Here is a 15,213-nt window from a genome sequence, read left to right on the forward strand (position 1 = left end):
ATTAAAAACTATTGACTTACAACTGCTTTCTTCATATAATGAAGCATGTCACTAATATTCGATTCCGTAGCTCAGCTGGGAGAGCGCTACCTTGACAGGGTAGAGGTCGCTGGTTCGAACCCAGTCGGAATCATACTGTAACAGAAGCCTGTATCCTTTGTATATCAAGGGGTACAGGCTTTTTGTTTTTACTGGTACAGATTCATCTCTCGATCAATTACGGCATTTGCTAACGAAATGCTAACGGGGCTCTTTTAGGTTTCTTTTCATGAGATCCTCAAATACCTCAGGCACTTCACTTTGGTTATTTGGTAAGAGATGAGCGTATATCTCTAATGTTACCCTAGGATTAGCATGACCAAGCCTTGCAGACACTTTAACGATGTCAACATTATTGTTAAGCAAAATTGATGCGTGAGTATGGCGTAAATCATGAAATCTAATTCTTGTGACACCAGCACCTTCAATCAATCGTCTCATTACTCGCAATATATTTTGAGGGTCTTGTGGTTTACCTAGTTCTGTACAAAACACTAAATCATTGTCTTCATAAGCATCTTGTAATCTCTTTTTCCATTCTCTTTGTGTTTGTTGAACCTGTTGTAGAACTTGTATCACTTCATTTGAAACAGGGATTTGTCTCTTTGATCTAGCTGTTTTTGGGCTGGTGAAAATATATCCCTTTTTTGGTACAAATGATAATGTACGTTTCACATGAATGACCTTCTTATCGAAATCGATATCTTTCCACATCAAGCCTAGAATCTCTCCCCTACGCATTCCTGTATACAAAGCAAGATAGAAAATGGGGAATGTTCGTTCACCTGTACTTTCGTCTAAAAAACGATGAATATGTTCAAACGACCATATTCGCATCTCTTCGCGTTTAATGCAGGGGGGATCAGCTTTTTTTGCGGGATTTTCCTTTATCTTGTTCCATTTTACAGCTTGATCAAATGCTTTAGTTAGAAGCTGATGTATTTTACGAATATAACTCGTACTATACTCAGCATCTAGCTTTGTATTATACAAGCTATCAATATCATGAGCCGTAATAGTATCAAGTGTATTGTTAGCAAATGGATTACCCTCTATTAGATGTTTTTTTACAGTATACCTGCGACTTTCAGCTGTGGTTGCTTTAATACGTTTTGAATAGTGCTCATTAAACCAATTGAGAATGAATTCAGAGAATAGCTCTTTACTAGGCTCCAAATACTCTCCCTCTTCTAACTGCACTATAAATTTTCTCATAGCTCTTCGGGCTTCTTTTTCTGTTTTAAAGCGACCTTTGGTTTTTTGTCTTCGCTTACCAGTAACCGGATCTTTAGGTAGGTCTACTACATACGTAAAAGTTTTTCGGCGTTGATAAATATGTCCGTCCATATTTTTACCTCCCTAACACGTAAAGCAAAGTGTCAGTAGGTTGGATGACAAGTGGTCTTTTAACATTGTGACCACTTGTTCCAATTTTTATAATTTGTTGGATTGTTGTTTTGTTAACCATGTTAGAAACTCCTTTTTCAATACTCGTTTACTGCGCCCTATTCTGATAAGCGGAAATGACGGTTGATCCATAATTGAATAGGCTGTTACTTTAGAAACTTGTAAAATTTCTTTTAACTCCTCAGCTGTTAGCATAAGTGGGTAATCATCAATGTGTTTTCTTGCATGTTCCATGTTTCAAATACCTCCAAATAGTGTATTGGATAGCATTTGCATATTTTTTAGAATTTTCATTTTTCATTATTCGTCCGTTGTTAGCAAGTACTAACATTAGCTCAAGCTATCAATTGATAATGGTAATCTATTATTAATTTTATCGTCTTAAAAAATGAAAAGTGGATTTTATCAATTTATTTTTAAATTTATTAAAAATGGTTCTTTATACCTATAAGTATAGCGTGAAAAAAGCCGGGTAGGGTTTCGCGGAAATTGAGGTATCATTCTTTTTACATTATTTAAATATTAATTTTCGACCTAATGCTTGTTATTATATAAACATGCCAAGGCAGAGCTGTGAAATGTGTCAGGATCGGAAGATAGCAGCACTAAACAGACTCCTGTTTGTGGCAATACATATAAACTACAGTTGGTCTCCTATTTGATTTAGGAGACCTTTTGCTTTTGACTAATTGTAGAAAATATTGGTGTTTTTTTAAGGTAGGCGTGATTTAATCTCACTTACGTAAGGGTTCAATAGTATTCTTACGCCATATTTTAGTGAATAATCGATAGATATACACAAGCAGCGTTATGTTAATTTTAGTGAAAATTTTCCCTAAACTAACAACTACTAACTGCACAGTTGACTCGTACTATGTGATTTTTAGCAATCACGCGTTATTCCAAGTAAGAAGCGCCTTTTTATCATCACAATTTTATCATCACAAAATTAATAAAGACAGGATAGTTAATTTCCTGCCTTTTTAAATTTGCTTATGTGTTAGAATTTCTTTGTAGTAAAAGTAGTAAAAGGGTGATTAGCTTAATATTTTCCTCTATGAGTAGTAAATTTCATTCTATATTTGCAATCGAACCATTTATCGATTGGAAAATGGCGAGCATAAAGACTGTTTGATAACAAGGGATGAAAAAATTTTTCCTATTAGCAATTAATTAACAAAATAAAGTAATCCTTTGATCAAAAGTGTATCAATCTCTTTCCTAAGGTTCTCATAATTTAATAGTTCAAAGCGAGGTTTCGAAAGATATTCATTTAATTCCTCTGTGTCCATGTCTTCTATTCTAGGGCAATCTTCTTCTAAATAAACACCATCGCAATTGCATTTGTTGCAACGAGATGAAATAGGTTTATTATAATTATATTTGACTTGGTCAATCAAATCCTCAAAGGTCTCATAGTATAAGGCTCCGCAATCTTGGAAAATCAAATTTCTAAGTATCTCTTGTTGCATGAAAGTTAAGGAATCAATTTTATTAATAAGCTCATTGGGCATAGATATAATTACTTCTTCTTTCTTACGGTAATAATTTTTTTCTCTCTCACTCTTGATATCTGGTACTACATTCCAGACTGTCCTAATATCCAGTGGAGAATAAGACAAATAAATATCTCCCTTGGTAAGAATATGTTTTATCAGGTCTCTTTTAGCAATTATGAACACATTGGAGAAAATTGCTCCAGGTTTGAAACAAAAAGCTCTGTTAATATCATAATAGTTCTTAAGTATAACCATTTTCTCTTTATAACCTTCTTTAGACAGTTCGCCATAAGTGTTCTTTATTATTGCCTTATATTCTTTTTCTGGTGTTTCATAAGAAACAAGTCTATTAAAGAAGCTAACGACAAAAGGTGGGAGAGTTAGAAGAAACTCCAACGCATTGTTTGGGCTTCCATGGGTTTTTATTAACCGCTGAACTACTCTGTATTCTTTAGTATATTTATCAACATCAAATTTGGACTGTAATTCGCCTTGAAACTTACCATCTATTACCTTCTTAGGAGTCACGTTAAATTCATTTTTAAAGGCAACACGGAAACTATTTTCACTATTCCAGGGAGCTATGTTACTTCTATTTATTGATGAGCCGGATTGAGCAATTTCTTCAATAATTAAAGATAATTGTCTTCGCTTGCGATACTTATCTAATGGCATGTTTACAATTTGTCTAAAATCGTTTCTTACATGTCCATAGGAGAGTTTAGTTATATATTCGACATCATCTCGTGTTAAAACTTCATGGTAATGATTATCTATGTGATCAATCAATGCTTTTATATTTTTAATCATAATTTATGGCCTCCTTATAAGTTTATTCTATAACATTTACTTTTTGTTACCTACGTTTAATTTTGAATATTGAACTAAGTGAAATTTTAAAAAACGTGATGATATACAGGTTTATAAGGACAAATCAAAGGTTAAAAACAATACCAATTGCGTGGGTAGGCATGGTATGCGAGGATATAAATGATGTACCTGAACTTCCCATTGCAGTTATATGATAAATTGATTAGAAAAACGTTTGAGATTATTAAACAGAATGTTGGGTTTGCATTAGTCATTAAAGTCGTGCTCTTCTCTTAACTTTTCCGGACTAAATGACGCTTTAGGTTGAGATTTAAGTTATACGGTTGTAGTGCTGATTGTCATCTTAAATAGTCTTCGACACTAAACAGGATAGATAAAAACAATCATTCTAGTAGGATTGTTTCCGGTTTTGAATACAAATTTATAAATGCAAAATCAGAGAATAATTGGGAAGCGAATTTACAAGCCTATGTTGTAGAACAACTAGCAAACTCATTTACTGCGTATTATAACGATACTTGTAATTAAACAATTTTATGAGACGGGGCGGTCACTTTTAGGTGGCCGTTTTTCGTATTTGACGTATACTACGCAGCAAATTTTTTTAATAAATAATATTAACAATCGTTCCAATTTGTTAAATTAAGGATTGTTAACATTTTCAAAATTTGAAATAATTGTAATGAATGAGCAGGTTAGTTTAGTAACCGATTTTCAACTAAAAGATAACAAAATTTAGAAGCATTTTTAAAACTTCATTACGTGAATATACTTTGTCAGGAGAGAAAGTAATGGTCAAAGCAGAATTGAGCTATAACCCATATTTGCTTGAAACTAAAGTTAAATTTAATGGGCATGAACCAAAAATAAATAGTCTTGTAGAGAAATACCAAGAAGGGAAATTGCAAGCTTGGATTACAGAAATTCCTGCTGTTTTTTATAATGAGATGAATGGTTACAATTTTGATCTAGATTTTTCTGGAACAAAAGCAGATTTTGAGGAATTGGAACAAGCATTTGTAGATTCAGGGGTTAGCACCAAGCCCGAAACCAAAGCTAGCGGAGAAACAGCCCCTGCTGATGTGAGAATTTTCTTTAAGAATGAATTAGAAGATTCACGTACAAAAAGCAAGGAGATTGAAGACTTATTACAATGGTTGAACGCAACGCCAAATAGAAAATTTGATAATGCTAGATTCAGATCTGAGAATTCTGAATTATTCAATGAACCATTTTCATATTTGTTAATTCAATCGTCTAATATAGATACTTCTGTATTTGATGGCTTAGATCTCACTTTAGAAAATGCAAATACTGTTAATGAGTTACCTAAGGATTTAACCAACACTCCGATTCTTTTTAATATTGATGAAAACACCAAAGCAGAATTTCTAAATTTCTTAGAGATTGTTCAATCAAGACACGACGTTAATGAGAAACAATTATTTTTCTTTATACATCCCAATTTGAATAAGGTGCAAATCGAACGAATAATTCAAGATAAAGGAATAGCGCGCCCTCAAATTGTTTCTGCTGTGAATGATAAAATGGTAAGCGATTTCTTAGGTATGTATCCAATTGCAGACTATGTAGTGGAGTCAATAAAGCTCTTTAGGAAAGAGTTTGATTCACTTTCAAAAATTCTTGAAGTGGAAAATGAAGAGTCAAGAATTCAAAACGCCGATGTCCACAAACAAATTGATTCATTGGAAGAATCAATTCAAAAATTAAGGGTTGTCAATGAAAGCTTCATCCAAAGAGATAATTTGGAAATTCCATCAACGTTAACTGTGTCAAAAATTGTACTTCACGAGAAGATTCAAAACTGGCGTAAAAAGAAAAATAAATATAATAATGACGTAGAAGCTACACATGCAGCAAGTGAATACTCAGCGGATTTATCTATCTACTTTAAAACCTTTATTTCTGAAGTGAATGCAATATTCGATGCTGAAAAGGATGAAATCATCAGAACGTTTTCTACGTTATATTACTTTGCAGATGCATACGATGGTTTTAAATCATTGGTAACAAATGTTTTTGATTTCTCTAGGTATTATATTCATGATTTAACAAATGAATTCTTATCTTTCAGGGAAGAACGAATGGTAGAGCAACCAGAAGATTTGTTTGGTTTGGCAAAGAAATTGTTTGATAAACAAGTGGAACCAAGACCATTAGTGCCTGAAATTACTTATTCCATTAGTAAGTGGCGTGATAAAGCTAGCGAAATTTCTATTCCTAAAGCAGAAGAAATTATAGACGCAGTTTCAGATGCCCTGAAAATATTCTATGATGATGTTGCTAGAGATTATCATGAACACCTTGAAAAATTGATTACTGAAAAGACATTACAAAAAGAAGAAAGATTGGATCGACTCTCTGATGAAGAACGTAAATTACAGAAAGATAATGATTGGTTGGCGAAATTTGACGATCAGTTGAAAAAAATTGAGAGAGGCTAAGTTGATGATAGATAATGAATTAATACAATCACAAGGTGGAGAACTTGTTTACCAGAATTTATCTCTAGCAGAACAGCTAGATGTCAAGTTAGATATCATTGATGAAATGATTCGTCGAAGAGAACTCTCTCGTTTGACGGAGATGGAGATTGCCTCATTTGAGAATTTGGGATTGCCAGCGCTTGAAGAAGATTTCATTAATAATGTTCGTCTACATAAAATCACAGAGATGGTTTATCAAAAAGGTGAGCGAGTAACCGATAAATTTACGACTGTTTTTAATACACTTCAAACCTATAAATCATCAGTGTTCGTGGTGATTGACTCTAATGGTAAGCAAACGGATTTTTATCTAGGAGTTCGGTCTAATGGCGATAATCGTTCTACAGTAACATTAGGAGATACCTTAAAAAATACACTTGTGGGGCATTTTCCTGGTGTGAAAATCGAAAGTGAAGATCGTTCTAAAATTGCAGCATTATCTACTAGAATAGCAAAGCAACATAATGTAGCTTCAGTTAGTATCGTCGGTAATAATAAAAATGATAAGGAACAAGGAAATGAACAGTTTGTTCAAGGATTAGAAAAACTTGCTCTTGCAATGCACGGTCGTCAATTTACGGGGATAATTGTTGCTCAGAATTCTTCTTCTGATGAAATTCAAAGGGTGAGAAAAAGCTATCAAAGACTTTATACGGAATTATCTCCATTACAAAAAGTACAATTAAATGACAGTATTTCAACTTCTCAGTCAAAGAGCAAATCATTCTCTGAGATGAATGGTAAACAAAAGGCGGCAATGATTGCAGGAACGACTTCGGGAGTCGTTGGTGCAGCAGTTGGTATAGCTATTGCTAACCCATTAGGAATTATGCTTGGTGGTCAAATTGGTGGAACGTTAGGTGGGCTATTCCAATCACTTGCACCAAATGCTCAAGTTACTGAATCATCTTCAAGTTCGGTTGCAAAAACGGTAGAGAATAAAGCAATCACGGATATGCTACAACTTATCGATAGTCAGCTTAAAAGAACAAATGAGTTTGATAGTTATGGGATGTGGAATGTTGCGGGATACTTTATTTCCGATGATATGTCTGCTGCCGAGATTGCTGCAAGTAACTATCGCTCGCTAATGAATGGTGAAAACTCTGGTCGTGAAGTGTCTGCTATCAACTCTTGGCGCAGTAATTTCAATAATTTTGAGGACTTGACTCAATACTTGTCACGATTTGTTCATCCACAGTTTGTATATGGTGGGAATGTGTTCACCAATGCGTCAACAGCTGTTAGTGGTAAAGAACTTGGACTTCACTTGGGCTTACCTCGAAATACAGTACCCGGTATGCCTGTAATTGAACACGCTGAATTTGGTAAAGAGGTTAATTCGTATCAATTGTTCCCGAAGAAGTCTAGTGATAATCCAAAAGAACGCATCACGTTAGGTAAAGTGTTTGATCTAGGCCAAGTCACGGACAAAACAGTTGAACTTGATAATAAGAGTTTGAATATGCATACCTTAATTACTGGATCAACTGGATCGGGTAAGAGTAACACAGTTTATCAATTGCTCAATGAATTACACCAAGACGAAATTCCATTCCTAGTTGTTGAACCAGCGAAAGGGGAATATAAGGATGTATTTGGAAATTGGGATGATGTAAATGTTTACTCAACAAATCCAAATATTGCACCATTGATTAACTTAAATCCATTCAAGTTTCCTGAATCAATTCACGTACTTGAACATGTAGATGGTTTAGTTGAAATATTCAGTGTATGTTGGCCAATGTATGATGCAATGCCAGCGTTTTTCAAAAACGCAATTTTGAAATCATATGAAGAAGTTGGTTGGGATTTGGGCTCCTCAACTTTTGAAGGTGATGAAGTCGAATACCCTGACTTTGAGATTCTTGCGGAACAACTTGAGGAATTAATTGGTGAAACTGACTATTCTGCAGAGGTCAAAGGAAACTACACCGGCGCCTTAACTACTCGAGTCAAGTCTCTTACAATTGGATTGAACAAATTCATTTTTACAAATGAACAAACCCCATACGAAAAGCTTTTTGATGAGAATTGTATCTTAGATATTAGCCGTGTTAAATCTAGTGAAACTAAGGCGCTCATCATGGGGCTTATAGTTTATATTTTGAATGAATATAGGGTTGATCGGAAGTCAGAAAATAATGTTGGGCTTAAACACGTTACAGTACTTGAAGAAGCGCATAATCTATTGAGGAACACATCAGTCAGTGGAGAATCTGATTTAATTGGTAAGTCAGTTGAAATGTTGACTAACACAATTGCAGAGATTCGTACTTATGGTGAAGGTTTCATCATTGTTGACCAATCACCTTCATCAGTAGACATCGCTGCAATTAAGAATACGAATACCAAGCTTGTTTTACGTACACCTGAAGCAAACGACCGTGAAGCAGTAGGACGCTCTATGGGGCTAACGCCTGATCAAGTTAATGAAATTGCTAAATTGCCAAGTGGTGTGGCTGTTGTTTATCAAAATGACTGGATTAGTCCGGTTCTGACGATGGTTGATAAAGCTAATGTCAAAGAGAGTCCATATATCAATAAGAATCTAACTGTAATCAAACCGATTCGTGAGTCTCGAACGGAAATAATGAAAGCAATCATGGAACCGTGGTTGCCACATGACCAAATCAAACATGGCGAACTTATTAGTGCATTGAATAGTATAGAAGTTTCTCGTGTAAATAGAAAACTTTTGAGTATTATGATTGCAACCTATACGAACCATCAAGGTCATATTATCTGGGATGAAAGCTCAGTCCCTACGCTACAAAATCTGTTGTTTGACATTCTTTCATTGTCCAAAACGACATTTGATGGCTTTGTTGAGTCAGGCAATCCTGATACATTAAGAGCATTCGTTCAAAAGAAAACTACAGGACTTATGAAAGAACAAATTGATGAAATTTGTAGTGTGTTAACGATGAAGGGAGCGAATGATGGGAATTGATTTTGGCAAAACTCTTGACGTTGTTGGCGATGGCGTTAAAAATGTTGGAGAAGTAGCACATAAATCTTTGGAAAATTTCCATAAGAATTATGTGTCTAAAATTACTCCTAAGGATGGAAAGTTCGGAGATGCAACGAAGTTTGTGGCAGAAATGGTTCCTGGTGTTTCGGAATACAATGCAGCCCGCGAAGGAGATTGGCAAGCTTTTGCTATAGCGGCTAGTATTGATATTGCGTTGATAGGTGTAACTGTTGCGACTGCTGGCTTAGCAACTGGTGCAGCTGTTGGCGTGAAGGCAGGAACAGAACTTGGAAAAAATGCGGTGAAAACAGTTATGAGAGAAGGAACTGAAGTTGTTGCAGAAAAAACAGTTCATGAAGGTGTCGAAGCGGCAACTAAGAAAGCGGTTAAAGAAGGCACTGAAGAAGTAGCTGTAAAAACTGTTAAAGAAACTGGTGAGTTAGTAGTTAAGAAGACAACTGAAGTCGGACAAGCTATTGATAAAACCCGATTCTCAGAATACTTGAATCAGATTGAAAAAATCACGGATCGAGTTATTCCAAAGAACCAGAAAGAGTTAATTGACAGGAATATTAAGGATAATGATTATTTCAAACTTTCCCCAAAAGAAACAGCAGAACGTCGCCAAGAATTTAACAAAGTTAAGAATACGTTAATAGGTGAGTGGGAGAGAAATACTGGAGAGAAGTGGCCAATTTATGATAAAGATGTGTTGGATGACGCAGGAAATGTTCTTAGGAAAGCAGAGCAGCGACATGATGCACACCACGTAATTGAAAATTCAGTTAAGGGTCCGCATGAGTGGTGGAATATTGTTCCTGCAAAATTTCCAAATGAACATCAAGGTGGAATCCATGCAGCTGAATCACTTTCCAAAAAAATATTCGGGTAGGAGAGAATTGAAATGTTTGAAAACATTCAAAAAAATAAAAACAACACATTTTATTCAGTGTCGGTTGAAAAGCTGAAAGAGCAAGAAGATAAAATAGGTATCATTTTACCAGAATTATTTCGTAAATTCTTATTAGAAATAGGTTATGGTTTCTTGGAAACTAAAAACGGCAATATTAATCGTATTATGGATCCTAAAAGCATTGCTGAGTTTAGAAATAAAGATGGTCAATTTTTCAACTGTCAGGATATAGAAATATACAACGAGTTTGATAATGATAAACTCGTGTTCTTTGAAAGTAATGAAACGGCATATTTTTCAATAGGTTTTTCAAAAGAAAATTATGGACAAATATATTATTACGATAAAAAGATTGCCAACAATCTTCAAGAGTTTTTATTAGATTATTCAAAGGATGAAAGATACTTTGAATAGCGTGATATTAAAGTATGATGATAGCAAGTCTTTAAGTGGACCATAATTTACAATTTCACAGAACTCACCCCTGGGTAAAAATGGGATAATTTAACCTCTGAATTGTTATTTAAGAAAACGTTTCGCTAACATAACTTATGATGCATGTGGATTGCTGTGTTGCTAAAATTACGTTATATAATAGCAGATGGTAACGGAACAACTAATTTGCTGCGTAGTACAACCTTACTATCCAACAAGCTAGCGCTCTCGGATGTTCATATGCCTAGTCTACATTAATAATAAGGAGAATCAGGCTTCTCCATTATTAAACTTATATTAGCAAATGTCTAATCATTAGATAGTAAATTTTGCCGCACATTCTGGAAATATGGTGCATTTTCGTAGCTGTAATCACTCCCTCTTCTTTTTATTTCAGAGACACTTAGGGTCTATATATACAAAAGGCCAAGCACACTGCTAGCACTTTGTTACTTTATCCTAGTGGGGGATAGGTTCGTGAAATCCTTCCTCGCCGCCTGTGATGGCCCGAAGCATGTCTTTGACTGAAACATCCATAAACAGCTGCAAAGTAGAACGACGACAAAGATAGTCATGTGATAGTGAGATGAAACATCTTGGTTGAATATATTTAAACTGACATTCTAGTAAAATATATATTTCTAGTAGCATAATTCATTAGTAGTCTCTTCAGTGTTGTAAAAGGTGTGATGATATATCTCTTGGGTAAGAGTTAGTTAACAGGTGTCAAACGGGCGAATATCTATTTCCATTTCGATACTACAGGTGGCCCCAGAGTTTTGTGCAGTTCTCTGTCAGCATCAGTATACAGTCGTTAAGGGAATTACTAAATTATACCTTATTTGATTGGGTGTGCAATATGTGTTGGATTTAATAAGTTTGACTTGCGTCCATGGATACTTCCATGGACGCTTTTTTATATTTTTAGTTAAAATTTTAATTATATCAAAAAAACAAGTTGATAAACGGAAAACACCGTGAACATTTTGTGTCAAAATAATATTATTTTGAAAAAAAACCCCCACTTTTTAAAAACCCCAATTTTAAATTTATTACTATTAAATTAACAAGCGCTTGTTAAATAAAAATAATCAAGAGGAGAGACTGTATGAAGATAGCACAACAAAAGCCATCAGTAAAAATTCGCAATTGTAATCAGAAGAAAATTAAAAAGTACAAGTCGGGACTGTAGGTGTCAAATATGGTAAAGAAAAAAACAGAGGTTGAGAACATCAATTGGATTAGACGTTTGGAACAACACAGTACCCAGCATGGTGTATCAAAAGAATGTCTGAAAAGTTATATACGACATATGTCTCAGTTAGGGGGATTGGAATGAGTAATAGAATAATAGAATCGGGCCTTCCAGGTCATCGTACATTTGCGGTGGCGATTAGAAGGCCAGATGTAAGGCAAGGAATAAATATACAAATGGAATTTGATTTGGATAAAGCTCAAATACAATAGGTATAAATCACTTTCCTCCAGTCAATCATGGAATTGATTGGAGGTGGTTGTAATGAAGAAAAGGAAAACCAAAATACAGTTCACCGATAAGAACAACAAAATTGGAGATGTATGGTTAGAAAGATTACTAGAACGGGCAATATTGGAGAAACTTAACATACCAATTGAGTTGCAAGGGGCTATTTTAAGTCAGAAGCACAAAAAACAGGGAGAGATGGATTATGAATAATGAAATAAAAAACGTAATACAAAAGTATGATGTGTTTCATCGGAGAGTCAGTACACAGCAACAAAGTCTTGAAATGCAAATGACAGCAGACGAAGAGTACCGAATGACCCTTGATGAAAGTGAGTATGTAGAATTTAACGAACTTGGAATTTCGTCAAATAAGGTTCCTCTATCAAAAAGAGATAAAATGCGGGAAATTATAAAAATGATTCAATCAGGGTCAGTAAAAACTATATATACTTACGACCGTACACGACTAACTAGAAATTTCTATGAGTATTTGGAACTTGTAGACTTGTTCCTAATGAATGATATCAATGTAGTGTTTACAACTAATGATTCATATTATCCGCCATTTAGTTCAAATCCTTATACAGAAGGGTTCAATGGAGTTCTCATTGAAGAAGAGGGGAAGGCAATTGCAAGAAGGATGAGTGACGTGAACAAAAGGGTACCACCTAAGAAATATGGATATAACACTATAAAACATGCAAATCATAAAGAGTATAAATTAGATAGCAGAAAACAATTGTTGTTTGGGTTGTTTGAAAGTGCTCAGAACATTATTAATACAGAAGAGTTTCTTAAGTTGTTACACGAATATAAAACAACAAAGTTAAAAAAAGATCCTATCCAGATAATTAATATCTTAACAGATGCGTTCTATGCGGGGCATGAAAAGGTAGGGAAAAAGTATAATCAATTAACGTATGTAGAACCAGTTGTTTCGATAGATGCGTTCGAACGTATACAAAAAGTTATAGGGCCGTATGTAAAACAACTTAATAAGGACTTACAGGGACGAGTCGATGAAGACGTATTAAGGCCTCGTTGTGGTGAATGCCAAAAAGAAATGCGTTACGTGAAGAACAAAGTTGGTGGTTCAGGTAGTTATAGTTGCAGTAACAAACATAAGAAGGTCTCGATTAGTGTCGATGACTATAACGAGTTATTATTTAATCGCACTTTAGATGTTTTGAAATCACTTGACCAAGACAAGCTACGAGAGCTAGCTAATAAAATGTTATGTGACCTTATGAGAGATCATCGAAACAGTGCGGAGCAACTACACAAGAAAATCATGAAAACAGAAGAGCAACTAACTTGTATGTCACCTAATATGTTCATAGAGGGTAAGTATGAACCAATACTTTTCAAATTGAATGACTTAAAAAAAGATCGAAAAGAAATAAATGATAAGATCCTATTTCTAGAATACTACCAAAGTAATATTGGCCAGCTGGTTACGGGATTGGACCTCATTAGGTTGGTCTCAACAAATGATATTCAAAAATATGTTGGAATCCTTGTCGCTAAAACTCTTGTTGATAGTGAATCAATCGTTTTCCATTTTTATTTCTGTGACTACGTAAACAAAGATGAGATACGGGAGAGTGTACTCTTATGATTGAGAATAAAAAACAGAAAGTTGCTGCAGCGATGATCAGGAGATCCTCTCATAAACAAAAAGGAAATGATTCATTTGAAATCCAGCTCAGTCATATTAAAGACTATGCTAAAGCAAAGGGCTTACTGCTCCCTAGTGATAATATCTTTTATGATGATGGCGTAAGTGCTTTTAAAAAGAATGCTAACGAACGAAAAGGCTTAAATAAATTGAAGGATGCTATTTTAACCCGAAATATTGACGCAGTCATTTTTTACGATTTTTCTAGGATTGATAGAAAAATTTACTCTTTTGTATCCGAGTTTTATAACGATGTTATTGCAAAAAAGCCAGAAATCAAATTTTACACAACAACTAAATATGATAATTGGACGCCAGCTGATTTTGATGTCAAAATCCATTTAATTGTTGCAAATGGTGAATCCCACAATAAAGCAAGGCATGCAGTTGACAGTCAAATAAGCGCCTTGGTTAATGAAAATCGGCCAGGTTCAGTTGTCCCATTTGGCTATGATCAGGTTAACAAGAAGCTAGTGCCTAACAAAGATGCACCTATTGTTCGCTTTATATATCACTTAGCTTCATGGGGACATTCTGTTAAGAAAATTGCACATATATTGAATGATGCTGAAGTACCTTCACCATCAAACAAGCGATGGAATGGAAGTACTATTGACGTGATTCTTAAAAATCCGGTTTATCTAGGAACTCTAGAATGGAAATTCCATGGACCAGGTCAAGGTACTAAGAAGTGTCAGTCAATACAAAATGCACATACACCTATTGTTCCGCACTTTCTAAAAAAAATAATTGATGCTAATCGCACATTTAAAAAAGAATACAGTAAATTAGAGACACCTTTTATCTATAGTGGTTTGCTTATCTGCACGAACTGTAGTAATTCATTGTCACATCGCAATGCCTCAACTGGTAAAGGTGAGAACAAATATAGCTACCTCAAATACTATTGCCATATCTGTAATTATGAGATTGAAGCGATAAGTTTGAATAAATTACTTCTGGACCGAATGGATACGTATTTCGCATTTAACAGCTCGATAATTCGGGACAAGGCAATTTCGATAATAGATGCTTGCTTGTTTGAACTTTATAAGAATAGAAAAGTTTTACACGATAAACAAAAGCTGATTGAGATAAATGAAAGCACTATTGCAAACAATCGGTCAAATTTAAACATAGTATTTAAAAATGTCAAAGCTCGTTTAGCTAATCAAATTAAAAGCTTGAATGATAAGATATCTGATATTGAACTGCTGAAAGAAGAAAAACAACTAGAATCAATTATTATGCAATTGCAAGACACTGTAATCTTAAATTTATCAAATACGGAACAGAGGTTATTCACTCTATACAGTATTGACCAAGTATTAATTACAAAGCGAAATGACAACACGATTGATTATGATATTAAGTTCAGACAGAATCCTTTGTCATTAATCAATGATAGTACTGGATAAAAAATCGAAAATATAAATTGAATGTT

At 34.5% G+C, this 15,213-nt stretch carries 11 protein-coding genes, 1 tRNA gene and 1 other RNA gene; 10 read left to right on the forward strand and 3 right to left on the reverse strand.

Annotation, left to right across the window (positions count from 1 at the left end; translation table 11 throughout):
- Window positions 1-60: 60 nt before the first annotated feature.
- Window positions 61-133: transfer RNA gene (locus EJF36_RS06485), tRNA-Val, on the forward strand.
- Window positions 134-240: 107 nt separating this feature from the next.
- Here EJF36_RS06485 and EJF36_RS06490 read toward each other — a convergent pair.
- Together EJF36_RS06490 and EJF36_RS06495 are read right to left on the reverse strand one after the other, a co-directional pair.
- On the reverse strand, window positions 241-1,386 hold the full coding sequence (locus tag EJF36_RS06490) for a site-specific integrase (RefSeq protein WP_125905536.1): 1,146 nt from the start codon (window positions 1,384-1,386) through the stop codon (window positions 241-243).
- A gap of 87 nt (window positions 1,387-1,473) precedes the next feature.
- Window positions 1,474-1,680 (reverse strand): helix-turn-helix domain-containing protein, encoded by a 207-nt coding sequence (locus EJF36_RS06495; protein WP_125905537.1) that lies wholly within the window; start codon window positions 1,678-1,680, stop codon window positions 1,474-1,476.
- A 320-nt stretch (window positions 1,681-2,000) separates the two neighbouring features.
- On the opposite strand from EJF36_RS06495, the gene ffs reads away from it, so the two are divergent.
- An RNA gene (gene ffs, locus EJF36_RS06500) (signal recognition particle sRNA small type) lies at window positions 2,001-2,081 on the forward strand.
- Window positions 2,082-2,615: 534 nt separating this feature from the next.
- Here the strand turns inward: ffs and EJF36_RS06505 are convergent.
- Window positions 2,616-3,755 (reverse strand): helix-turn-helix domain-containing protein, encoded by a 1,140-nt coding sequence (locus EJF36_RS06505; protein WP_125905538.1) that lies wholly within the window; start codon window positions 3,753-3,755, stop codon window positions 2,616-2,618.
- An 812-nt stretch (window positions 3,756-4,567) separates the two neighbouring features.
- On the opposite strand from EJF36_RS06505, the gene EJF36_RS06510 reads away from it, so the two are divergent.
- The 8 genes from EJF36_RS06510 (at window position 4,568) to EJF36_RS06535 (ending at window position 15,187) form a co-directional block, all read left to right on the forward strand.
- Window positions 4,568-6,241, forward strand: a complete 1,674-nt coding sequence (locus EJF36_RS06510; protein WP_125905539.1) for a hypothetical protein — start codon at window positions 4,568-4,570, stop codon at window positions 6,239-6,241.
- A gap of 4 nt (window positions 6,242-6,245) precedes the next feature.
- A complete protein-coding gene (locus EJF36_RS06515) occupies window positions 6,246-9,236 on the forward strand; it encodes an ATP-binding protein (protein WP_221760718.1) in 2,991 nt (996 codons plus the stop codon).
- Window positions 9,223-10,149, forward strand: coding sequence for a hypothetical protein (locus tag EJF36_RS06520; protein WP_125905540.1), 927 nt, complete (start codon window positions 9,223-9,225; stop codon window positions 10,147-10,149). The genes EJF36_RS06515 and EJF36_RS06520 overlap by 14 nt, the downstream gene beginning before the upstream one ends.
- Window positions 10,150-10,161: 12 nt before the next feature.
- Window positions 10,162-10,584, forward strand: a complete 423-nt coding sequence (locus EJF36_RS06525; protein ID WP_125905541.1) for an SMI1/KNR4 family protein — start codon at window positions 10,162-10,164, stop codon at window positions 10,582-10,584.
- Window positions 10,585-11,940: 1,356 nt separating this feature from the next.
- A complete protein-coding gene (locus EJF36_RS21800; RefSeq protein WP_260471840.1) occupies window positions 11,941-12,072 on the forward strand; it encodes a hypothetical protein in 132 nt (43 codons plus the stop codon).
- A gap of 52 nt (window positions 12,073-12,124) precedes the next feature.
- Window positions 12,125-12,301 (forward strand): hypothetical protein, encoded by a 177-nt coding sequence (locus EJF36_RS21445; protein ID WP_185806839.1) that lies wholly within the window; start codon window positions 12,125-12,127, stop codon window positions 12,299-12,301.
- Window positions 12,294-13,709, forward strand: a complete 1,416-nt coding sequence (locus tag EJF36_RS06530; protein WP_125905542.1) for a recombinase family protein — start codon at window positions 12,294-12,296, stop codon at window positions 13,707-13,709. Before EJF36_RS21445 ends, EJF36_RS06530 begins: the two co-directional genes overlap by 8 nt.
- Window positions 13,706-15,187, forward strand: coding sequence for a recombinase family protein (locus EJF36_RS06535; protein ID WP_125905543.1), 1,482 nt, complete (start codon window positions 13,706-13,708; stop codon window positions 15,185-15,187). The genes EJF36_RS06530 and EJF36_RS06535 overlap by 4 nt, the downstream gene beginning before the upstream one ends.
- Window positions 15,188-15,213 lie beyond the last annotated feature (26 nt).

Source organism: Bacillus sp. HMF5848 (assembly GCF_003944835.1).
Taxonomy (GTDB): Bacteria; Bacillota; Bacilli; order Bacillales; family HMF5848; genus HMF5848.

What these genes read in the sequence shown, in the direction of transcription:
- EJF36_RS06490 (WP_125905536.1), bottom strand. Translation starts at nt 1,386, where the DNA reads ATGGACGGACATATTTATCAACGCCGAAAAACTTTTACGTATGTAGTA.
- EJF36_RS06510 (WP_125905539.1), top strand. Translation starts at nt 4,568, where the DNA reads ATGGTCAAAGCAGAATTGAGCTATAACCCATATTTGCTTGAAACTAAA.
- EJF36_RS06515 (WP_221760718.1), top strand. Translation starts at nt 6,246, where the DNA reads ATGATAGATAATGAATTAATACAATCACAAGGTGGAGAACTTGTTTAC.
- EJF36_RS06505 (WP_125905538.1), bottom strand. Translation starts at nt 3,755, where the DNA reads ATGATTAAAAATATAAAAGCATTGATTGATCACATAGATAATCATTAC.
- EJF36_RS06525 (WP_125905541.1), top strand. Translation starts at nt 10,162, where the DNA reads ATGTTTGAAAACATTCAAAAAAATAAAAACAACACATTTTATTCAGTG.
- EJF36_RS06520 (WP_125905540.1), top strand. Translation starts at nt 9,223, where the DNA reads ATGATGGGAATTGATTTTGGCAAAACTCTTGACGTTGTTGGCGATGGC.
- EJF36_RS21445 (WP_185806839.1), top strand. Translation starts at nt 12,125, where the DNA reads ATGAAGAAAAGGAAAACCAAAATACAGTTCACCGATAAGAACAACAAA.
- EJF36_RS06530 (WP_125905542.1), top strand. Translation starts at nt 12,294, where the DNA reads ATGAATAATGAAATAAAAAACGTAATACAAAAGTATGATGTGTTTCAT.
- EJF36_RS21800 (WP_260471840.1), top strand. Translation starts at nt 11,941, where the DNA reads ATGAGTAATAGAATAATAGAATCGGGCCTTCCAGGTCATCGTACATTT.
- EJF36_RS06535 (WP_125905543.1), top strand. Translation starts at nt 13,706, where the DNA reads ATGATTGAGAATAAAAAACAGAAAGTTGCTGCAGCGATGATCAGGAGA.
- EJF36_RS06495 (WP_125905537.1), bottom strand. Translation starts at nt 1,680, where the DNA reads ATGGAACATGCAAGAAAACACATTGATGATTACCCACTTATGCTAACA.